Source organism: Streptomyces sp. yr375, assembly GCF_900110755.1.
Classification (GTDB): Bacteria; Actinomycetota; Actinomycetes; order Streptomycetales; family Streptomycetaceae; genus Streptomyces.
Genome location: NZ_FOFF01000026.1, coordinates 82,334 through 103,078, shown reverse-complemented (window position 1 = coordinate 103,078; position 20,745 = coordinate 82,334). Strand labels below are relative to the sequence as shown.

General features: G+C 70.3%; 17 protein-coding genes. 2 read left to right on the top strand and 15 right to left on the bottom strand.

Going from position 1 to position 20,745, the window contains the following annotated elements:
- Positions 1 to 6: 6 nt before the first annotated feature.
- The 3 genes from BMZ82_RS24465 to BMZ82_RS24455 all read right to left on the bottom strand — a co-directional run bounded on the left by BMZ82_RS24465 (position 7) and on the right by BMZ82_RS24455 (position 2,804).
- On the bottom strand, positions 7 to 1,074 hold the full coding sequence (locus tag BMZ82_RS24465; RefSeq protein WP_093779305.1) for an ABC transporter substrate-binding protein: 1,068 nt from the start codon (positions 1,072 to 1,074) through the stop codon (positions 7 to 9).
- A gap of 61 nt (positions 1,075 to 1,135) precedes the next feature.
- Positions 1,136 to 1,999 carry an ABC transporter permease gene (locus tag BMZ82_RS24460; protein ID WP_093779303.1) on the bottom strand — a complete coding sequence of 288 codons (864 nt, stop codon included), beginning with the start codon at positions 1,997 to 1,999 and terminating at the stop codon, positions 1,136 to 1,138.
- Positions 1,989 to 2,804, bottom strand: coding sequence for an ABC transporter ATP-binding protein (locus BMZ82_RS24455; RefSeq protein WP_093779301.1), 816 nt, complete (start codon positions 2,802 to 2,804; stop codon positions 1,989 to 1,991). Before BMZ82_RS24455 ends, BMZ82_RS24460 begins: the two co-directional genes overlap by 11 nt.
- 161 nt (positions 2,805 to 2,965) lie before the next feature.
- Here BMZ82_RS24455 and BMZ82_RS24450 point away from each other — a divergent pair, with 161 nt between their 5' ends.
- Complete coding sequence (locus BMZ82_RS24450) at positions 2,966 to 3,658, top strand: response regulator (protein ID WP_093779299.1); 693 nt, start codon at positions 2,966 to 2,968, stop codon at positions 3,656 to 3,658.
- Positions 3,659 to 3,780: 122 nt separating this feature from the next.
- Here BMZ82_RS24450 and BMZ82_RS24445 read toward each other — a convergent pair whose 3' ends face one another.
- From BMZ82_RS24445 to BMZ82_RS24420, 6 genes are all read right to left on the bottom strand, one after another.
- Positions 3,781 to 5,373: a solute symporter family protein gene (locus tag BMZ82_RS24445; protein WP_093779297.1), complete on the bottom strand. Its 1,593-nt coding sequence runs from the start codon at positions 5,371 to 5,373 to the stop codon at positions 3,781 to 3,783.
- Complete coding sequence (locus BMZ82_RS24440; protein ID WP_093779295.1) at positions 5,370 to 5,948, bottom strand: DUF485 domain-containing protein; 579 nt, start codon at positions 5,946 to 5,948, stop codon at positions 5,370 to 5,372. Before BMZ82_RS24440 ends, BMZ82_RS24445 begins: the two co-directional genes overlap by 4 nt.
- Before the next feature lie 80 nt (positions 5,949 to 6,028).
- Positions 6,029 to 6,712: a response regulator transcription factor gene (locus tag BMZ82_RS24435; RefSeq protein WP_093779293.1), complete on the bottom strand. Its 684-nt coding sequence runs from the start codon at positions 6,710 to 6,712 to the stop codon at positions 6,029 to 6,031.
- Positions 6,709 to 7,860 (bottom strand): sensor histidine kinase, encoded by a 1,152-nt coding sequence (locus BMZ82_RS24430; protein ID WP_093779291.1) that lies wholly within the window; start codon positions 7,858 to 7,860, stop codon positions 6,709 to 6,711. The genes BMZ82_RS24435 and BMZ82_RS24430 overlap by 4 nt, the downstream gene beginning before the upstream one ends.
- Positions 7,857 to 8,381, bottom strand: coding sequence for a CcdC protein domain-containing protein (locus BMZ82_RS24425; protein ID WP_093779289.1), 525 nt, complete (start codon positions 8,379 to 8,381; stop codon positions 7,857 to 7,859). The genes BMZ82_RS24430 and BMZ82_RS24425 overlap by 4 nt, the downstream gene beginning before the upstream one ends.
- 202 nt (positions 8,382 to 8,583) lie before the next feature.
- Positions 8,584 to 10,704 carry a DNA gyrase/topoisomerase IV subunit B gene (locus BMZ82_RS24420; protein WP_093779287.1) on the bottom strand — a complete coding sequence of 707 codons (2,121 nt, stop codon included), beginning with the start codon at positions 10,702 to 10,704 and terminating at the stop codon, positions 8,584 to 8,586.
- Between the two features lie 445 nt (positions 10,705 to 11,149).
- Here BMZ82_RS24420 and BMZ82_RS24415 point away from each other — a divergent pair, with 445 nt between their 5' ends.
- Entirely contained in the window at positions 11,150 to 11,380 is a 231-nt protein-coding gene (locus BMZ82_RS24415; protein ID WP_079659053.1) for a DUF7455 domain-containing protein, read from the top strand.
- 124 nt (positions 11,381 to 11,504) lie between these two features.
- Here BMZ82_RS24415 and BMZ82_RS24410 read toward each other — a convergent pair whose 3' ends face one another.
- The 6 genes from BMZ82_RS24410 to BMZ82_RS24385 form a co-directional block, all read right to left on the bottom strand.
- A complete protein-coding gene (locus BMZ82_RS24410; protein WP_093779285.1) occupies positions 11,505 to 12,371 on the bottom strand; it encodes a serine protease in 867 nt (288 codons plus the stop codon).
- Between the two features lie 130 nt (positions 12,372 to 12,501).
- A complete protein-coding gene (locus tag BMZ82_RS24405; protein ID WP_093779334.1) occupies positions 12,502 to 14,043 on the bottom strand; it encodes an RNA polymerase sigma factor in 1,542 nt (513 codons plus the stop codon).
- A gap of 429 nt (positions 14,044 to 14,472) precedes the next feature.
- The gene (locus BMZ82_RS24400; protein WP_093779283.1) at positions 14,473 to 15,360 is read right to left on the bottom strand and encodes a FadR/GntR family transcriptional regulator; all 888 of its coding nucleotides are present in this window, start codon (positions 15,358 to 15,360) and stop codon (positions 14,473 to 14,475) included.
- 162 nt (positions 15,361 to 15,522) lie between these two features.
- Positions 15,523 to 17,751: an ABC transporter ATP-binding protein gene (locus tag BMZ82_RS24395; RefSeq protein WP_093779281.1), complete on the bottom strand. Its 2,229-nt coding sequence runs from the start codon at positions 17,749 to 17,751 to the stop codon at positions 15,523 to 15,525.
- A 117-nt stretch (positions 17,752 to 17,868) separates the two neighbouring features.
- A complete protein-coding gene (locus tag BMZ82_RS24390) occupies positions 17,869 to 18,627 on the bottom strand; it encodes an NUDIX hydrolase (RefSeq protein ID WP_093779279.1) in 759 nt (252 codons plus the stop codon).
- Between the two features lie 130 nt (positions 18,628 to 18,757).
- A complete protein-coding gene (locus BMZ82_RS24385; RefSeq protein WP_093779332.1) occupies positions 18,758 to 20,677 on the bottom strand; it encodes a glycogen debranching N-terminal domain-containing protein in 1,920 nt (639 codons plus the stop codon).
- Between the last annotated feature and the right edge of the window lie 68 nt (positions 20,678 to 20,745).

Sequence of the window (20,745 nt, the reverse complement as noted above, 5' to 3'; positions counted from 1 at the left end):
CTGCCGTCAGCCCACCGCCTTGTCGACGAACTCGGTCGTGTAGGTCTTGCTCAGGTCCACCTCGGTGTTCTGGATGTTCGGGTTGAACGCCTTGAGGACCCTCTCGACGGTCTCGGGACCGTTCTCGGGCATCACGCCGTCCTTGGTGAACATGGGCAGCGTGTTCTTGATGGCCACCGCGTACAGCAGCTTGTTCCCCTGCGAGTAGTCGGCCGGCATCCTCTCGGCGATCTTGCTCGCGCTGTGGGTGGACATCCACTTGAGCGTCTTGACGAATGCATTGACCAACTTCTGGACGGTGTCCCGGTGACTGTTGACCCAGTCCGTCTGCATGTACAGGCTTGACGAGGGATACGGTCCGCCGAGCGCCTTCTCCGAGCCCTGCGGGGTGCGCATGTCGAGCAGGATCTTGCCGGCCTTCTTGTCCAGGACGGTCGCCACGGTCGGGTCGGTCGTCATGCCCCCGTCGATGGCGCCCTGCTGGAGCGCCGAGACGAAGGTCGGCCCCGCGCCCACGGCGACCGGGGTGAACTCGCTGACCTTCACGCCGTTCTTGACCGCCAGGTACTTCGTCAGGAAGTCGGTCGAGGAACCGAGGCCCGTGACACCGAGCTTCTTCCCCTTGAAGTCCTTGGGCGAGGTGATGTCACCCTCCGCTTTGGCCGAGACGATCTCCACCTCACCGGGCGCGTGCGAGAACTGCACGACGGACTCCACGTCCTTGCCCTTCACCTGAAGGTCGAGTGTGTGGTCGTAGAAGCCGACGGCGCCCTGGACCTGCCCGGAGACGAGCGCGGTCTCGGCCTGCACACCGGCCGGCTCGCTCAGCAGCTCGACGTCGAGTCCCTGGGCGTCGAAGTGGCCCAGCCGCTGGGTGAGCATCGCAGGCAGGTAGATGACCTTGTCCAGGCCACCGACCATGATCTTGACCTTCGTCCCCTTGCCGTCGCCGCCGGAGCCGGTGGCGGCGGTGCTCGCCGCGTCGTCGGCACAGGCGGTCAGCGAGGAGAGGGCGAGCAGGGCGGCTGCGGCCAGGGCCGTGTGTCTGGCGGTGCGTCTGGCGGTTGTGCGCATGGCGGGTTCACGTCCTTGTGAGAGGCGATGCGGAGGGGGTGGTTGTGGGAGCCGGGAAGGGTCAGCCGTCGGAACCCGACGGCTTCCAGCGGAAGATGCGGCGCTCGGCGAAGGTCAGCAGCCCCTCGGCGACCAGCGCGACGACGGCGAGGACGACCATCGCGGCGTACACCCCGGCCGCGTTGAACGTGCCCTGTGACTGCGCGACGAGCAGGCCGATGCCCTTGGTCGCGCCGATGTACTCGCCGACGATGGCGCCGATGAGGGCGAAGCCGAAGCTGACATGGAGGCTGGTGAAGATCCAGGAGGTGGCGGACGGGACGACCACCTGAAGCGTCACCCTGCGGTCGCTCGCGCCGAGGATCCGGGCGTTGGCGACGAGGTCGCGGTCGACCTCGCGGGCGCCCTGGAAGGCGTTGAAGAAGACCGGGAAGAACACCAGGACGACGGCCGAGGCGACCTTGGAGGCGGGGCCGAGGCCGAACCAGATCACGAAGATCGGGGCCAGGACGATCCTGGGTATCGAGTTGAGCACCTTGATGTATGGACCAAGAATGTCGGCGAGCAAGGTGATCCGCCCGAGGGCGATACCGCACACGACACCGGTGACCACACCGATGATCCAGCCGAGCAGCGCCTCGTAGAGCGTGTACCAGATCTGCTCGCCCAGGGAGCCGAGCGCGGTCCCGTGGGTCACCCAGGTGTGGATCTGGTCCCAGATCTTCGTGGGCATGGAGAAGTTGAACGGGTCGATGACCTCGGCCCGGGAGAGCGCCTCCCACAAGGCGAGCACGGCCACCAGGAGCAGCACGCGGGACGCCGTGACAGCGACCTTGCGGCTGCGGGCGCCGCGCGCGCGTGAGTGGGCGCGATCCGGAGCCTTCGCCGTGTCGACGACCGGTGTGCCCAGCAGGTCAAGCGACATGGGCGGCACCTCTCTCGCGGGTGATGCGGACCTCTTCGCCGAGGGACTCCCAGAGCTCGCGGTAGATCTCGATGAACCGCGGCTCCAGACGCACCGACTCGACCTTGCGCGGACGCGGCAGGTCGATGGCGAAGACCTGCTTCACGGCGGCGGGGCCTGCGGTCATGACGACGACCTTGTCGGCCAGCGCGATGGACTCCTCCAGGTCGTGGGTGACGAAGACGACGGACGCGCCGGTGCCCTCCCACAGCTCGAGGAGTTCGTCCGACATCAGGGCCCTGGTCTGCACGTCGAGCGCCGAGAACGGCTCGTCCATGAGCAGGATCTCGGGGTCGTTGACGAAGGTCGCGGCGAGGGCGACGCGTTTGCGCTGACCGCCGGAGAGCTGATGCGGGTAGCGGTCCTCGAAGGCGGTGAGACCGACCCGGGCCAGCCACTCGCGGGCCCTCCTCTTCGCCTCCGCCTTGGGCACACCGCGGAAGCGGGGGCCGGCCATGACGTTGGACAGGACCGTGCGCCAGGGGAAGGTGGCGTCCTGCTGGAAGACGAAGCCGACGCTGTCGCCGACTCCGCGCACGGGTCGCCCGGCGACCAGCACCTCGCCCTGGGTGGGCTCTTCCAATCCGCTGACCAGGGTCAACGTGGTCGACTTGCCGCAGCCGGTCGGTCCGACGACCGCCACGAACTCGCCGCGCCCGACGGTGAGATCGAGTGCCCGCACGGCTGTGTGCGGGGCGCCCGACGGGGTCCGGAAGACCTTGCTCGCACCCCGCAACTCGATGGCGGGGCTGGTGTCTGCGCTCATGGCCGGGGACGGTAGAGGCGACCCGGGAGGCGGCATCAGCCTTGTGGGCGCATGCTCTTGTTTTGCTTGCAGTAGCCTGTTGTGCTCGTTTTGCTCACGCTACAACAGCGAAGCCGAGACACGGGCTTGACGCCCGCCTGGCCTTCACGGAGAGAGGCCCGATGATTGACGTCCTGGTCGTGGACGACGACTTCCGTGTCGCCGAGATCAACGCCAAGTACGTGGAAAAGGTTCCCGGCTTCCGGGTCGCCGCCCGCGCGCACAGCGCCGCGCAGGCGCTGGCCGCCATCGAGCGCGGAACCATCGACCTGGTGCTGCTCGACCACTACCTGCCCGACGAGACCGGCCTCCAACTCGTCCACCGCATGCGGGAACAGGGGCACGGAACCGACGTCATCATGATCACGGCGGCCGGCGACGTCACGACCGTGCAGACCGCGATGCGTCTGGGCGCCCTGCACTACCTGGTCAAACCGTTCACCTTCGCCGCACTGCGCACCCGCCTCGACTCGTACGCCGCCCTGCGCCGCACGGTGGACCGGGTGGGCGGTCACGGCATCGCCGGCCAGGAGCAGGTCGACCGGATGTTCGGTGCCCTGCGCACGGGACCGGTGCCGTCCTCGCCCGGCCTGCCGAGCGGGCACTCGGAACCGACCACGGACCTGATCTGCGCCGTCCTGCACCGCGCGAACCACCCGTTGTCGGCCCACGAGGTCGCCGCCGAGACCGGCCTAAGCCGCTCCACCGCCCAGCGCTACCTCCGCCACCTGGAACAGGCCGGCCGCCTGCACCTCTCCCTCAAGTACGGCGACACAGGCCGCCCGGAACACCGGTACGCGTGGGTGGCCCCGTAGCCGCACCACAGGCAGCGGCTCCGATCCCGTCCGCCGGGCACGGCGGTGCGGTACGGCGGCTGCGGCAGCGGCAGCGGCAGCGATGCGGTACGGCTGTTACGACCGGCTGCCGGAGTCGCCCGCTAGGCGGCGCCCGCCCCCGTCAGTGACCGCACCTCGGTCTCCGCGTGCTTGGTTTCGTCGGCGACCTCGGCCGAGGTGACCGTGCCGAGCCAGCCCGCCAGGAAGCCCAGCGGGATCGAGACGAGGCCGGGGTTCTGCAGGGGGAAGTACTGGAAGTCGACGGCCGGGAAGAGCGACTGGGGGCTGCCGGACACCACCGGCGACAGCACGACGAGCGCCAGGGCCGGAACCAGCCCCCCGTACACCGACCACACGGCACCCCGCGTGGTGAAGCCCCGCCAGAACAGCGAGTACATCAGGACGGGCAGGTTCGCGGACGCGGCGACGGCGAAGGCGAGCCCGACCAGGAACGCCACGTTGAGATCGCGGGCCAGCAGGCCGAGGGCGATCGCGATCACGCCGATGCCCACGGCGGCGACCCGCGCCACCGCGACCTCGCTGCGGGGTTCGGCGTTCCGGCGACGCAACGAGGCATACAGGTCGTGCGCCACCGACGCCGAGGAGGCGAGCGTGATCCCGGCGACGACGGCGAGGATCGTGGCGAAGGCGATGGCCGCCACGACCGCGAACAGGACCGTTCCCCCTGTGGAGTCGGCGCCGCCGCCCAGGTCGAGGGCGAGAAGGGGAACCGCCGTGTTCCCGGACGCGTTCGAGCCGCGTACGGCCTCCGGGCCGACGATCGCCGCCGCGCCGAAGCCCAGGACGATCGTCATCAGGTAGAAGCCGCCGATGAGCCCGATCGACCAGACGGCGGAGCGCCGGGCGGCCTGCGCGGTCGGCACGGTGTAGAAGCGGGACAGGATGTGCGGCAGCCCAGCCGTGCCCAGCACCAGTGCGAGCCCCAGGCTCATGAAGTCGAAGCGCGCGGTCCAGTCTCCGCCGTACTTCAGCCCGGGTGCCAGGTACGCGGAACCGTGCCCGCTGCGCTCGGCCGCCGTGCGCAGCAACTGGTCGAAGTCACCGTGGAAGCGCACCAGGACGAGCGTGGTGAGCACGATGGTGCCGCCCAGCAGCAGAACCGCCTTCACGATCTGAATCCACGTGGTGGCCCGCATCCCTCCCAACGACACATAGATCACCATGAGCGCACCGACCCCGATGACGGCCCAGGACTGAGCCGCCTCGCCGGTGTTCCCCAGGAGCAGCGCGACCAGGCTGCCCGCCCCCACCATCTGCGCCACCAGATAGAGAACGGACACGGTGACCGAGGAAGTTCCCGCCGCGATCCGCACCGGCCGCTCGCTCATGCGCGCGGCGACCACGTCGGCGAGCGTGAACCGCCCGCAGTTGCGCACCAGTTCGGCGACGAGGAACAGCACCACCAGCCAGGCCACGAGGAAGCCCACCACGTACAGCAGACCGTCGTATCCGTACAGCGCGATGAGCCCGGTGGCTCCCAGGAAGGAGGCGGCCGACATGTAGTCGCCCGCGATGGCAAAACCATTTTCCATCGGGGAGAACAGCCGCCCGCCGGCGTAGAACTCCTCCTGAGAACCTTGCCGGTTGCGGCTCACCCAGGTCGTGATGCCCAGCGTGACCGCGACGAAGGCACTGAACAGCAGCAACGCCGGCGTCTGATGGTTACCGGTCACGACGCATCACCCCTCGCTCCGCGCGTCAGCTCCTGGGTGTCCCAGCGCAGTTCGAGCGCGGCCCGGTCCCTGTGCAGCCGTGAGTGCCGGGCGTAGGCCCAGGTCAGCAGGAACGTGCTGAGGAACTGTCCGAGCCCGGCGAGCAACGCCACGTTCACCGCCCCCGCCACCGGCCGCGCCATGAACGCGGGCGCGGTCGTCGCGGTCACGACGTACGCCACATACCAGACGAAGAACCCGGCGACCGCAGGCACCACGAACCGCCGGTACCGGCTGCGCACCTCCTGGAAGGCCGCGCTGCGCTGCACCTCGAGGTAGACCTGCGCCGCTGCCACGGCTCCGGTCTCCTGGCCCCGACGTGCCGCCGGAAACTCGGCCGAGGGCGGGCCCACGGCGACCGACTCGCCCCAACCCGAGGCGAGCGCGTCGTACCACGGGTCCTCGTAGCGCACTTCTCCTCGCGCTTCGATGAACGCCTGGGCCTGACTCTGGTGGTACTCGCCCACGGAGGGCTCGGGATCACCGATCTCGGGACCGTCCCCGTCGGCGCGGGCACGGCCGTTGCTTGACTGCATACCCAAGGATGGACAGAACGGGAAGATCCCCGACACTTCTTCCCCGCACGCTTCACCCCATCAGGTGACCAGAGAGCCATTCACCCCATCGGGGGCCGCACCAACCCCTTCCGATATGCGTAACGCACCGCCTGGGCGCGACCCTTGAGGCCCGTCTTGGTGAACATGTTGTTGATGTGGGTCTTCACCGTCGCGGTGGACACACTCAGCCTGTGCGCGATCTCCTGGTTGCTGAACCCCTCGGCGATCAGCACCAGCACCTCCGCCTCCCGGGTCGTCAGCCCGTCGGGGGCGGCAGCGGGCTCCGCCGGCGCCGGTTCGGGCGCCGACAGGCGCTCCAGCAGCCTGCGTTGGACACTCGGCGACAGCCCCGCGTCCCCCGACAGCACGCTGTGCACGGCCCTGACGATCTCGTCCCCGTCCGCGTCCTTGGTGAGGTATCCCCGCGCTCCGGCTTCCAGCGCCGGGAACAGGGAGTCGTCGTCCGCGAAGGTCGTGAGCACCACGACCTGTGTTCCCGGATACTCCGCCCGGATGCGCCGAGTCGCCTCCACTCCATCGCAGCGGGGCATACGCAGGTCCATCAGCACCACGTCGGGGGCCAGTTCGGCGACGAGCCGCACCGCCTCGTCCCCATCCCCGGCAGCGCCCACGACCTCGACTCCCGGCAACAGCCCGAGCAGCATCACGATGCCTTCCCGGACGACCGTCTGATCGTCCGCGACCACCACTCTGGCGGACTTCTTCTCCGCGTCCTCGGTCATACCGGCACCTTCAGTGTCACCACGAAGCCTTCCTCGTCCGGTCCGGCAGCGAGCGACCCGCCCAGCAGTTCGGCGCGCTCCCGCATACCCAGCAGACCGTACCCGCCTCCCGCCTGGGAGAGTTCGCCCGGCGAACCCCCCGAGTCCCGCACATCCAGGGTGACTTCACGCGGGCTGTACTCCAGCCGCACGCTCACCCTCGCGCCCGGCGCGTGTTTACGGGCGTTCGTCAGGGCTTCCTGGGCGACCCTGCGCACCGCCTGCGACGCCTCGGCCGGCAGCGGTCTGCGTTCACCCCCCACGGTGACCTCGGCACCGTCCGATGCACGGACGAGGTCGGTCAGGAAGTCCTCCAGCGGCGTCAGTTCACCGCGCAGCGCGGAGAGGGACTGTCGGGTCTCCTCGAGACCGTCGCGCGCCATCCCCCGTGCCGCCACCACGCGTTCGAGTATCTGTTCGTGGTCCGCACCCCGCTCGATCAGCAGCCGGGCCGCTTCCAGGTGCACGAGCTGCGCCGAGAGACTGTGGGCCAGGACATCGTGGATCTCCCGGGCGATGCGGGCCCGCTCCGCGAGTGCGGCCGACTCGGCCTCGGCCGCACGCGCCGCCCGCTCCTGGGCGAGCAGCCGCTGTGCGTTGCCTCTGGCTTCGGCGTCCAGACGCAGTGCGTATCCGGCGAGGGCCATGCCTCCGATGACGGCGGCCGAGGTCAGCCCCGTGTCGTCGTTGACTCTGGCGAAGGAGGCGAAGCCGAGCGCGGCCACCGGCAACGCGGCCGCCAGAGGCAGTCGCTCCAGTGCCGCGATGGCACACCCGCAGCACAGGACCACGGCCAGGGTGCGGAAGTCGGCGGCCCCGGCTCCGGCCGCCAGTCCCAGCAGCATCAGGACGAGTGCCAGGGACGGCCACAGCCTGTGCTCGAGCGTGGTCCGGAACAAAGCCCACGCCAGCCCACCTGCGACAAGTGCTCCGCCGGCGCGGGCGATCGCGACCCACCCATGGATGCGGTTGTCGTGGAAGGCGCTCCACAGCAGCGCGCCCAGCACCAGCAGCCGCACCGCCCAGGCCAGCAGCCGCCTCGGCCGCGAGATCTCCTTGGGGCCCAGCGCCTCCCGTGAGGGCCAGCGGGTCCAGACGTTCTCCGTCACACGCGCTCCTTCCACGCGGACCGGGGCACGTGGTCACCGTACGCCGTGGCGTACACAGGAGCCTGGCTGAGAGACCGCGTGCGCCAGATCAGGATCCCGGAGCGGACCAGCAGGGTGGCCGCGAGCCCCAGCATCAGGGCCGAGCTGTGCTGGTGGACGCCCATCAGCGCACCGACCGCGAAGAGGCCCATCCGCAGACCGATGCCGACGGCCCAGACGGCCGCGCTCGCTTTGGTGCTCTTGCTCCACACGGCGCCGTCCGACTCCACCCAGATGCGGGTGGTCCAGGCCCAGGCGGCTCCTATAGCCAGGCCGACGATCATTTCGGCGCCGAGCAGCAGAGCCGAAGCGGTGTGGTGACGGGCGTCGAGCAGGTCGGGCTCGCGCAGCGTTATGACGGCCAGGATCGCGGGCAGGAGCCACCACCGCCGGTCCGTGTCGATGCGGCTTGCGCGGAACTGCCGCACGATCACCACCGCGGCCACGACCACGATCACCAGTGCGTTGACGAGCCCGGACATCACAGCCTCCGTGAGCGGGAAGGGGATGGCGACCGCGAGTGCTGCCGACGCCTTCGACGCTACGGAAACTTGCCGGTCCGCAGATCGGCGCTGGGGTGGATCATGGGTGGATATGCGAAGGCCCGGCTTCTCCACCCGTGGGTGGAGAAGCCGGGCCTGACCATCCGAACCTCGGAACTGCGCGCCCAGCTTGGCGCAGCGGCTACGCGTCGATGCGGGACCGGTCCAGCGTCGCCGCCGAGCTGGAGATGAACTCCTTGCGCGGTGCCACGTCGTTGCCCATGAGCAGGTCGAACACCTGCTCCGCGGAATCCAGGTCGGAGAGGTTGATGCGCCGCAGGGTGCGGTGACGGGGGTCCATCGTCGTCTCGGCCAACTGGTCGGCGTCCATCTCGCCGAGACCCTTGTAGCGCTGGATGGAGTCCTTGTACCGGACACCCTTGCTCTGGAACTCCATGAGCTTGTCGCGCAGCTCGCGGTCCGAGTACGTGTACACGTACTTGTCCTGGCCCTTCTTGGGCTGGACAAGTTCGACGCGGTGCAGCGGCGGCACCGCGGCGAACACCCGCCCTGCCTCGACCATGGGCCGCATGTAGCGGTGGAACAGGGTCAGGAGCAGGGTCCGGATGTGGGAGCCGTCCACATCGGCGTCGGTCATCATGATGATCTTGCCGTAGCGGGCCGCGTCGATGTCGAAGGTGCGCCCGGAGCCGGCTCCTATGACCTGGATGATCGCGCCGCACTCCGCGTTCTTCAGCATGTCGGTCACGGACGACTTCTGGACGTTGAGGATCTTGCCCCGGATCGGCAGCAGTGCCTGGAACTCGGAGTTCCGGGCGAGCTTCGCCGTGCCGAGCGCGGAGTCTCCCTCGACGATGAACAGCTCGCTGCGCTCGACGTCGTCGCTGCGGCAGTCGGCCAGCTTGGCGGGCAGGGACGAGGACTCCAGTGCCGTCTTGCGGCGCTGCGCGTCCTTGTGCTGCCGGGCCGCGATGCGCGTCCGCGCGGCGGCGACCGCCTTCTCCATGACGACCCGGGCCTGAGCCGCGTCATCGCGCTTGGTGGAGGTCAGGAACGCCTTGAGCTCCTTGGAGATCACGGTGTTCACGATGCGCCGGGCCGCCGAGGTGCCGAGGACCTCCTTGGTCTGGCCCTCGAACTGCGGCTCGGCGAGGCGGACGGTGACGACCGCGGTCAGGCCTTCCAGGGCGTCGTCCTTGACGATGTCGTCCTCGGCGACGCGCAGCATCTTCTTGGCGCGCAGCACCTCGTTCATCGTCTTGGCGACCGCCTGCTCGTAGCCGGCGACGTGGGTGCCGCCCTTGGGCGTGGCGATGATGTTGACGAACGACCGGAGTGTCGTGTCGTAGCCGGTGCCCCAACGCATCGCCACGTCCACGCCGAGTTCGCGGGTGACCTCCGTCGGGGTCATCTGGCCGTGCTCGTCCAGGACCGGGACCGTCTCCTTGAACGTGCCCTGCCCCGTGAAGCGGAGGACGTCGCAGACAGGCCTGTCGGTGGCCAGGTACTCGCAGAACTCGCTGATGCCGCCGTCGAAGCGGAAGGACTCCTCGCCCTTGCTGCCGCCTTCGCCCAGGCCGTACTCGTCGCGGACGACGATGGTCAGGCCGGGGACCAGGAACGCGGTCTGGCGGGCCCGCTGGTGGAGGTGCTCCAGGGAGAGCTTGGCGTCCTTGAGGAAGATCTGGCGGTCGGCCCAGTACCGCACGCGCGTGCCGGTGCGGTTCTTGGCGATCCTCTTGACCTTGCGCAGGCCGCCCGTCTCGAACGTGGCGTCGGGGCCGTCCGCGGCGAAGGAGCCCGGGACTCCTCGCCGGAAGCTGATCGCGTGCGTGTTGCCGCTGCGGTCCACCTCGACGTCGAGTCGGGCGGACAGGGCGTTGACCACGGATGCGCCGACGCCGTGCAGACCGCCGGAGGCGGCGTAGGAGCCGCCGCCGAACTTGCCGCCGGCGTGCAGCTTGGTCATGACGACCTCGACACCGGACAGCCCGGTCTTGGGCTCGACGTCGACGGGGATGCCACGGCCGTTGTCACGGACCTCGACCGAGGCGTCGTCGTGGAGGATCACCTCGATGTGGTCGCAGTATCCGCCCAGGGCTTCGTCGACGGAGTTGTCGATGATCTCCCACAGGCAGTGCATCAGACCACGGCTGTCGGTCGAGCCGATGTACATACCCGGGCGCTTCCGCACGGCCTCGAGGCCCTCGAGGACGAGCAGGTGCCGCGCGGTGTAGTTGGAACCGTCCCGGTCTGCTCCTGCCAGCAGCGCTGTGGACGGCACGGACGTTTCGGCGGTCACGCGGTTCGCTCCTCGCTGAATTTCAGTTGAGGCCCTTCTGGGTAAGGGCGCGGCTTGGGTTGCCGCCAAGAGGGTACCGAGGCCTGGTAGAGCCGTTGTAACGCCACCCTGGGTCTGAAACTCAGACTAGTCCAGCGTCGTATGCGTGTTCGATCCCTCGTTGGAGTGAAGTACATATCACGTTCCCTTCGGGGCATGAACCATTTAGGCTCCGGGCACGTCCTCATGAACAAACCGGCAAGCCAGCCGGGAGGATCGGACCATGACCGACAGCGCGAAACCGTAAGCACCACAGACCACGCAATACGGCACATTCGCCGCCAAACCGGCAGCAGACGGCCGCCTCGGAAAGATTTTTCGAGGAGAAGCCACGAGCGGGAACGTTTTGGGGCTGGTTGGATGTTGACCCTGGTACGACAGCTCGTCGAGCTAGAGAAGAGGCGACGTGACTACTGTTCTGACCCCCGCGAGCCCGCTGACGGCCGCTGACCGCTGCGACCGCTGCGGCGCCCAGGCGTACGTACGCGTCGTCCTGCTCAGCGGCGGAGAACTGCTCTTCTGCGCCCACCACGGCCGCAAGTTCGAGCCGGAACTCAAGAAGATCGCCGCCGAGATACAGGATGAGACGGAGCGGCTGACGACCGTTCCGGCGTCCGTCTCCGAAGAAGAGCGCTGATCCTGCGCGTCCACGACGAGCGAGAATCGGCACAGGCCGGTGTGCGGGTGGCTGTCCCTGCTCTCAGGGACAGCCACCCGCTTCTCGCAGCACGAAGAGATCGCGACCGTGCGGGGAGACCCGCTCAGACGCGGTCAGGCGCCCCGCGGGGGCTCCGAGTCCCCGTACCCCAGCCCAGCGTCCGAACGGCGTCGGAGACCCGCGTGTAGACGCCCGGGCTCCCCGGCCGGCCGCAGCCGCTGCCCCACGACACGAGCCCGATGAGCTTGCCTCCGGCGACGAGCGGCCCTCCGCTGTCCCCCTGGCAGGCATCGCGGCCGCCCGGCACCTCTCCGGCACAGACCATGCTCCGCGCGACGTACGTGCCGTCCGCCGAACCGGGATACGCCCGCTCACAGAGCGCGTCGGCCAGCACGTGCACGCGAGCCGCCCGCAGGGTGTGGGCGTACGCACCGAACCCGGTGATGTCGCCCCAGCCGTAGACGACGGCCTCCGTGCCGGACGCGTACGCCGGATCACCCTCGGCCGCCATGGCGACGACCGCCGCCGCCGGAAGCGGCTCGGCAAGGGTGAGCACGGCGAAGTCCCCGGCGTTGCTGGCACTGTCGTAGCCCGGGTTCACCCAGACTCTGCGTACGGAGATCTCCTGGCCGGTCTCCGCGTACAGGTCCGTACGGCCCGCGACGACCCTCAGGTCGGCCACCCGCCCCGGGGGCGCTCCCAGGACGTCCTGGGCCATGCAGTGGGCCGCTGTGAGCACGGTCGACGGGGCGACCGCCACGCCTCCGCAGAACTGCCCCGAGCGCATACCTCCGAACCGGTCACGACTGGACAGCGCGACCGTCCAAGGGCTCTGGGAGACGTCGACCGGGAAACCGCCCACGACGACACCGTCGGAGGCCGCAGGGGCCGCGGAGGCCAACGGTATGGCCATCGCCGCGGCCGCCAGGATCAACGGCCGGGACAAGGCCCGGACAAAGAGACGACGCATGCGCGCTCCTCACTCTGGAGTGATCGATGAACACCCAGGGTGATTCAGTGCGCGCCGCCGCGCACCCGCACGCCCACGCCGAAGGCCCGGTCCCCCAGGGGACCGGGCCTTCGTGTCGTACGGCTACGACCTAGTCGAGGTAGTCGCGCAGCACCTGCGAACGGGACGGGTGGCGCAGCTTCGACATGGTCTTGGACTCGATCTGGCGGATGCGCTCGCGCGTCACGCCGTAGACCTTGCCGATCTCGTCGAGGGTCTTCGGCTGACCGTCGGTGAGACCGAACCGCATGGAGACGACGCCCGCCTCACGCTCGGACAGGGTGTCGAGGACGGAGTGGAGCTGCTCCTGGAGGAGCGTGAAGCTCACCGCGTCGGCCGGGACGACGGCCTCGGAGTCCTCGATGAGGTCACCGAACTCGCTGTCGCCGTCCTCGCCCAGCGGGGTGTGCAGGGAGATGGGCTCACGGCCGTACTTCTGGACCTCGATGACCTTCTCGGGGGTCATGTCGAGTTCCTTGGCCAGCTCCTCCGGGGTGGGCTCGCGGCCCAGGTCCTGGAGCATCTGGCGCTGCACGCGCGCGAGCTTGTTGATGACCTCGACCATGTGCACCGGGATACGGATGGTGCGGGCCTGGTCGGCCATGGCGCGGGTGATCGCCTGACGGATCCACCAGGTGGCGTACGTGGAGAACTTGTAGCCCTTGGTGTAGTCGAACTTCTCGACCGCGCGGATGAGACCGAGGTTGCCCTCCTGGATGAGGTCCAGGAAGAGCATGCCGCGGCCGGTGTAGCGCTTGGCCAGGGAGACCACCAGGCGGAGGTTGGCCTCCAGGAGGTGGTTCTTGGCCCGCCGGCCGTCCTCGGCGATGATCTCCAGCTCGCGCTTGAGCTTGGGGGCGAGCTTGTCGGCGTTGGCCAGCTTGTCCTCGGCGAACAGACCGGCCTCGATGCGCTTGGCGAGCTCGACCTCCTGCTCGGCGTTGAGCAGCGGGACCTTGCCGATCTGCTTGAGGTAGTCCTTGACCGGGTCGGCGGTGGCGCCGGCGACGGCGACCTGCTGGGCCGGCGCGTCGTCCTCGTCGTCGTCGGAGAGGACGAAGCCCTTGTTCTCGGCCCCTTCCTCCTCCTCTTCACCAGGCTTGGGAGCGTCCTCGAGGACCTCTTCCTCGGCCAGCTCGGCTTCGTCGCCCTTGGCGGTGGTCTTCTTGGCCGCCGTCTTCTTGGCGACGGTCTTCTTCGCGACCGTCTTCTTGGCGGTCGTCGTCTTCTTGGCAGCCGCCTTCTTGGCGGGGGCGGCTTCTTCTGCGGGGTCGTCCACAGCGGGTCCGGCCGGGGCGGCCGTGCTGGCGGTGGCCTTCCTGGTGGTCACCGTCTTGGCCGCGACCGTCTTGGTGGCGGTGCGCTTGGCCGGACTCTTCGCTGCGACGCTCTTTCGGGTGCGCTTGGGCTCCGCGGCACTGACCATCAGCGTCACACCCTCTTCCTCGAGGATCTGGTTGAGGCTGCGCAGTACGTTCTTCCACTGAGTGGCCGGAATCTGGTCAGCTTCGAAGGCCCGACGCACATCGTCGCCGGCGATCTGCCCCTCAGCCTTTCCCCGCTCAATGAGCGCCATGACAGAGACGGACTCGGCGATCTCAGGCGGGAGCGTACGGGATGTGCTGGCCGACACGAACAACCTCTCGGAACGTTGGAAAACGGCTTCCGGCCCCGTCCATGATGGACAGGAGCCGACCACCGGCCTGGGGATGGGCCGACGGCGCGGGCGGGGGCCGGGAGGATGCACAGCGCCTTGAACGGCATCCGTATTCCCTCTGCGGCAGTCACCTCTTAGGTCATCGCGTTGTTTCCACAAGCGTTACGCCCAATCTTCGTGGCCCGAGTCACACCGCGTAAGCATTCAAAAACGGTCAAACATGGGCAGAAGAGGTCACCCGTGGCGCCTATCGGGCCTCCGCGGCCTATTCCAGGCCACATCGGCCGTCGGACCCCGCAGTCCCCGTGACGGGTCCTGCGGGGTCCGACGGGAGTGCGGGGGAAGCGGCCGGGGACGGCGCGGGAGGGGGAAGACATCCCCGGACCGTTCCACCCGTGGGTGCGGTCAGTGTTCGCGCGGGGCCGGCACGACGCGCTCCACCTCGGGGTGGACGGTGAGCAACTGCCGCATGGCCGCCTCGGCCGCGGTGCCGTCGCCCGCGGCGAGGGCGTCGGCGATCCTGCCGTGGTGGCCCAGCGACGCCTCGGTCGGCCGGTCACAGCCCGTGACCGGGTTGCCGGAGACCTGGAGGGCGGACGACACGATCCCGGAAAGGTGCTCCAGCATGCGGTTGCCCGCGACCTGGATGAGCAGCGAGTGGAACTCGGCGTCGGCCCGGGAGTAGGTGAGCGCGTCGCCCTGCGCCATGGCGTGCGCCATGATCTCGACCATGTCGGACAGCCGCTGCTGGATGTCGGGGCGCCCATGGCCGGCGGCGAGGCGGGCGGCGAGGGGCTCGATCGTCCAGCGCAGCTCGCTCAGCTCACGCCGCTGGTCGTCGCGCTGGGGGCCGAAGGCCCGCCACTCGATGATGTCCGGGTCCAGGAGGTTCCAGTCGCTCACGGGACGCACGCGCGTGCCGACGTTCGGCCGGGCGCTGACCAGGCCCTTGGCCTCGAGGACACGCAGCGACTCGCGGACGACGGTGCGGGACACCTCGAACCGCTGACCGATCTCCTCGGGCACCAGCGGACGGTCGGCGCCCAGGTCACCCGAGACGATCATCTGGCCCAGTTGCTGGACGAGTTGGCCGTGCAGTCCGCGTCCGCGGCTGCCCGCGCTGCGCCGGCCCACGCGGCCCAGCTCGGGGTCCGCGGTCTCCCAGACGGGAGCTCCGACGCGGTCGGCGGCAGGGGCCTGGGCGTAGGGGTAGCGATCGAGTTCGCCCGGGCCGGCCAGACCGGAGTCGGCGGAGCGGGCGGCGGTCATCATGGTGTGCGCAAGGGTACTCACGGATCCTTTGTCGGCGCTGCCTCCAACTCCCTTGAGGTCTTTGGTGAAAAGCACACGAAAGGGTGATCGCTCACCCCGTCGCAATTGACGCCTTATCGGAAAGAAATGGGCGTTCTCCGGGGAGTTGCGCACACGCCCGGACCGGATGGGTCCAGGCGGTCGTCATCGGACCCTGCTTCGCAGGGTCGTGAGCAGATACGCGCACAGCAAGGCCGTCAGGGACAACGTCATTGCTCCACCGACGGGTTGGACGATCACGCGTGCCGCGGCGGACAGATAGCGCTCTCCCCCGAAGGGCCACTGCACCAGGAGCGTCTCGCGCAACCGCATCGAGAGTCCGGCCGCCGTCCGCACGGACGCGCTCTCCACGGCCTTCTGTACGAGGGGTACGACGACGACGGGGACGGCGAGCACCGCGGCCAGGCCTGCCGCGGTGGACCGGAAGACGCCGGCGGCCAGCACACCGGCCCAGGCGCAGCCGACCACGAGTCCGAGCCAACTCGCACTCAGCGGAAGCCACTCCGCGGGAACTTGCGCGAGCTCCCGTCCGTAGACGAGGTAGAGCGCTTCGGCGTCGCAGCCCACTGTGAGGAAGGCCAGCATCAGGGCGGTGAGCGCGGCGACGAGGAGCTTGGCGGTGAGCACGCCCAGTCTGCGGGGCACGGTGCCGCGGTCGACCGCCAGCGCGGGGTGGCGGAACTCGTCCCCGAAGGCCAATGCACCGAGCAGTCCCGCGCCGAGTGCGGCCGGCGGCAGCGGCAACTGCACGGGCCAGGCGGCCAGCAGCCGCGCCTGCGAGGTGTGGCCCACGCGGGCCAGGAGTACGGCGGTGAGGGCGGAGACGAGCAGCACGGCGGCACCGGTGAGGAATCCGGTGCTGATCCCGGTGGCGCGGCGGAGTTCGTAGCGGAGGGGGCGCAGGGGGCTGGGGGCGGAGCGGACGGAGATGGGGGGTGGCAGGGCGGGCAGGGTGTCGAAGGTGCGGGAGGAGGAGCGGGACGCGGAGCGGGAGGTAGAGCGGGAGGTGGAGGTGCGCAGCGGGTGCCGGGCGGAGGGTACGGCGGCCGGCTCGGTGCTGGAGTGCCGGTCTTGCTCGGCGGGGGTGTCGGTCGACACGGCGGCGGTGGTATCGGTCACGACGGCGGTGGTATCGGTCGCGGTCGTGCCAGGGTCGGCCGAGGCCGTGCTGTGGACAGTCGTTGCGGCAGGACCGGACCTGGAGTCGCCGTCGGAACCCCGGATGCCATCGGTAGGAGGTGCGTCGGTCGGCGGGCCCGGCGCGGGGAACGGCTGCGGCTCGGACTCAGGCGTGCGCGGCGCTACAGCGGCGGTGGCAGTGGCCGCGGCAGCGACAGCGGCTTCCTGGGTGCCGTTCCCGGCGCGGGCGTCCCCGGAGGCCTCCAGGCGTTCTGCGCCCGGCGCTGAGGCTCCGACGGTGGTCGGCTCACCGTCCGAGGGGGACGGCCCTGTTTCGGCGCGTGTCCGACGCGGGGCCAGTGGCGGTGCTCCTGCTCCAGGCCCCATGTCTCCTGTCTCGTCGGCGAGTTGGTGGACGAGGATGCCGTGCCGGAACGCCGTCTCGCCGACGTGGGCGCAGCTACTGCCGTACACCGAGAGTCGGTTGCCGTCCTCCTGCGCGACTTCGACGGAGCGTCGTGCGGCGCGGGCCTCCTTGGCGAGCAGGGCGGCCAGACGGACGGCGTGCGGGCTGCGGACGGCAACCCGGGGGCGCAGCCGGGTGCGGCCGAAGTCGGCGGCCTCCTGATCGGCGACGAGTCTGCCCTGGTCCAGGGTGACGACCCGGTCGGCGGTGCGGGCGGCCTCCTTGGGGTCGGCCGTGGTCATCAGGACCGTGCCTCCCTGGTCCGCGTGCGCGCGCAGCATGCCGTGCAGCCAACGGTTCTCGCGCCCGGAGAGCCTGTCGGTCGGATCGTCGAGGACGAGGGTGTGGGGGTCCGCAAGGAGGGCGCAGGCCAGGCCGAGTCGCCGGTCCATGCCGCGGGAGAGGGTGCTGAGACGTTCGTCGCGCAGGCTGGCCAGGCCGACCACCTCGAGTACCTCGTCGGCTCGCCGGACCGGGACGCCGGCCGCCGCGCACAACATGCGCAGGTGGCCGCGGACCGTGCGGGCCGGGTGCCCGGGCACCTCGCCCAGGAGGACGCCGACCTCGCGGGAGGGGTGGGCGATGCGGTGCAGGGGGCGGCCTCTGAAGTAGGTGAGGCCGCGGCCCTGTTGGAGTTCGAGCATGAGTCTCAGCGCCGTGGTCTTGCCCGCGCCGGGCGCTCCGAGCAGTACGGTGACGCTGCCCGCGCGTGCCTCGAAGGAGACATCGTCGACGGCGGGCAAAAGCGCCTTGCGGGAGTTGCTGGTCAATCCGAAGGCCTGGATCACCCGTAGCAAGATAGCGCGTTATGTCCGTTTTCCCTGAGTGCCGCACGGTCGGCTGCGCGGGCGTGATCGACCTGTTCGGGGTCCCGGCCGTGCGTCAGCGGTCGCGGTGGGCGGGTGTCACACCTCGGGGCGCAGCATCGGCGGGTTGAGCAGGGTCGCGCCGCCCGCGCGGAAGAGCTGGGCGGGCCGGCCGCCCTGCCGGGTGGTGGTGCCGCCGGTGGGTACCAGGAAGCCGGGTGTGCCGGTCACTTTGCGGTGGAAGTTGCGCGGGTCGAGCGCCACGCCCCATACCGCCTCGTAGACCCGGCGCAGTTCGCCGACCGTGAACTCGGTGGGGCAGAACGCAGTTGCCAGGGACGAGTACTCGATCTTGGAGCGGGCGCGTTCCACCCCGTCCGCGAGGATCTGGGCGTGGTCGAAGGCCAGCGGTGCGACCGGTTCCCCGTCCCGGCCGTATCCGCCGTGTTGCAGCAGTTCCTCGACGGGCGCCCAGCGCGCGTTGCTGGCGTCGCCGCCCGCTCGCGGGGCCGGCAGGTCGGGAGCGAGCGCCAGATGCGCGACGCTCACGACACGCATCCGGGGATCACGCTTGGGATCGCCGTACGTGGCGAGTTGTTCCAGGTGAGCACCGTTGTCCTGGGCCGGGACCGACGGGTCGTGGGCGTGCAGCCCGGTCTCCTCGGCCAGCTCGCGCGCCGCCGCCTGGGTGAGATCCTCGTCGGCCCGCACGAAGCCGCCCGGCAGCGCCCACCGCCCCTGGAACGGCGCCTCGCCCCTGCGCACCGCCAGCGCGCACAGGGCGTGACGGCGCACGGTCAGCACGACCAGATCCACGGTGACGGCGAAGGGCGGAAAGGCTGACGGGTCGTAGGGCATGCGGCGATCATAGTCGTCTTCCTGACGATAAACACTCCCTTCGTCAAGCGCTTCGACGGCTGATCCACTTCGGTTGCATCCGGCTGTCTTCGGTCGCCCAGACGCCCTTCCGGCTCTGCGTCGTACGAGGTCACACTCCCAATTGCAGCCCGTCGGCCGCCTCCTCCACCATGGCGAGTCCAAGGCGGCTGACCCGTACGGAGAAGGGGGCGCCCGCGACCCGCAGCCCGGTCAGGCCGATCTCGCCCAGGGGTGCGCTGTGCAGCGGGCGCAGCGTGACGGTTCCGGCCGGGGCGTCGGGGCGGATGCCGGCCAGGGTGGTCAGCAGCAGGATTCCGGCCGCCGCCGCGGTGGCGGCGGGACGGCAGGCGGCCGGGTGGGGAAGCGGAGCACTGCCGTCACCGCGCTGCTCCCCCGCGTACATCTCCGGGAGGCGATGGCCGAAGGCCTCGGCCGCCGCCAGTACGCCTCGCAGCAGCGCGGCGCTCTCCTTCTCGTATCCCGCGGCAGCCAGGCCCGCGACGGCGATCGCCGTTTCGTGGACTCGGACGGATCCGCTGCGGTGACCGAAGGGGTTGTAACCGGTCTCCTTCGCGCCGAGGCTCCGAAGTCCCCAGCCCGAGTCCATAGCGGGGCTGCCGAGCAGCCGGGCGAGTTGTTCGGTCTGCACTTTGTCCAGCAGCCCGGGTGCGTGGGCGCCGCCACCCAGCAAGCCGGTGTCGAGGAGGTGGACGGTCGTCGCGCCGAGGTGGGGCAGCGGCCGCCCGTCCGGCGTACGGGCGGCGGCGGGTCGGCCGCCTCCCCGGTCGTCGATCCAGAAGTCCCGCCGGAACGCGGCCCGCAGGCTCTGTGCCCACTCCCGCAGTCCGCCGGCGCCCGGTCTGGTGCAGGCGTCGAGCAGGTCGGCACCGAGCAGAGCCGCGCGATGGGCGTGGGCCTGTGTCTCGCAGCGGACGGGACCGCCGGGCTGGGGGTCGCTCAGGTAAGGCCCCTCGCCGGCCGTGGCGCGCAGCCAGGCCAGGCAGCGTTCGGCCGCCGGCAGCAGTTCCTCCGTCTCCTGGTCGGGCAGGCCCCATCGGCGGGCCTCCGCGAGGAGTACCGGGAAGAGCAGCGTGGCCTCCGTGCCCGTACACCCCGGCGGGAGGTGCGCGCCCGCATCCCGCCGGGGGCCGGGGATCATGCCGGACCGCGGCCCCCGGCCGGTGATCTGGGTGCGGGCCAGGGTGCGCAGTGTGCCCGCGGCGAGGCGGGTGCCGAGGGGCAGTGTCATACGGGCCGCGGCGAGCGCCTCGGCCGGGGCCAGCCCGCAGCGCCAGGGCACCCCCGCCGCGAGGTGGATGTCCGCGGGGTGCGCCGGGTCGCGCATCAGCAGGGCTTGCAGATCCTCGAGGCTCGTCGCCAGGAACGCCCGGACGCGTGGGTCGTCGCCCGTCGCGTGCGCCGCAGCCAACGGGCTTGTCGCCGCACGGCCCACGGCCCGGACCGGGCCCGCTGCGTCCAGGCGGACTCTCAGCTCCACGAAGACGCTGCCGCCGGGAGGCAGGTCGAAGTTCCAGCGCAGCAGCCCTGCGGAGGCGATCGCGTCGGACGGTGGTGGGTCGGCGGTGACGATCGAGGTCCCGGTGGCGCAGGACCAGCGCAGGCCGGAGTCGTGGACGCCGGCGGGTAGTTCGGGGCCCACGGTGCCGGACGCGATCGCCCCCAGGTCGGCCAGGTCGGCGGCGAGGGCCACCTCGACCGGGAGTCGCAGCGGCCGGGGGGCGGCGCTGTGCAGGGTGATGCGCTCCGTGCCGTCGGCGGAGCGGGTCCGCTCGACGACGACGTCCGGGTCCGGACCGCCGTGTGGAGTGACGCGCAGGGTGCCGACGAAGCGGGCCCGGTCGGCCGAGGTCATCCTCGCCTGGACCACCAGCGGTTCGCGTCCCGCCACCCGCACCTGGCAACGGGAGAGGATGCGCCGACCCGACCGGTAGAACCCCTCCAGCCCCCGCCCGGTGAGCTGCCCCTGTTCCGTCGAGATGGCGAGTCCCGGCAGAGCGACGCAGATCATCGCCGTGTGGGCGGGCGGCAGGCCGGTGCCGCGTGGCGGCACCGGTGGCCGGGGCGGTGGCGCGGCAC

Coding starts and splice junctions, on each gene's coding strand:
- BMZ82_RS24465 (WP_093779305.1), bottom strand. CDS start 1,074: ATGCGCACAACCGCCAGACGCACCGCCAGACACACGGCCCTGGCCGCA.
- BMZ82_RS24460 (WP_093779303.1), bottom strand. CDS start 1,999: ATGTCGCTTGACCTGCTGGGCACACCGGTCGTCGACACGGCGAAGGCT.
- BMZ82_RS24455 (WP_093779301.1), bottom strand. CDS start 2,804: ATGAGCGCAGACACCAGCCCCGCCATCGAGTTGCGGGGTGCGAGCAAG.
- BMZ82_RS24450 (WP_093779299.1), top strand. CDS start 2,966: ATGATTGACGTCCTGGTCGTGGACGACGACTTCCGTGTCGCCGAGATC.
- BMZ82_RS24440 (WP_093779295.1), bottom strand. CDS start 5,948: ATGCAGTCAAGCAACGGCCGTGCCCGCGCCGACGGGGACGGTCCCGAG.
- BMZ82_RS24435 (WP_093779293.1), bottom strand. CDS start 6,712: ATGACCGAGGACGCGGAGAAGAAGTCCGCCAGAGTGGTGGTCGCGGAC.
- BMZ82_RS24425 (WP_093779289.1), bottom strand. CDS start 8,381: ATGTCCGGGCTCGTCAACGCACTGGTGATCGTGGTCGTGGCCGCGGTG.
- BMZ82_RS24410 (WP_093779285.1), bottom strand. CDS start 12,371: ATGCGTCGTCTCTTTGTCCGGGCCTTGTCCCGGCCGTTGATCCTGGCG.
- BMZ82_RS24390 (WP_093779279.1), bottom strand. CDS start 18,627: ATGCCCTACGACCCGTCAGCCTTTCCGCCCTTCGCCGTCACCGTGGAT.
- BMZ82_RS24385 (WP_093779332.1), bottom strand. CDS start 20,677: ATGATCTGCGTCGCTCTGCCGGGACTCGCCATCTCGACGGAACAGGGG.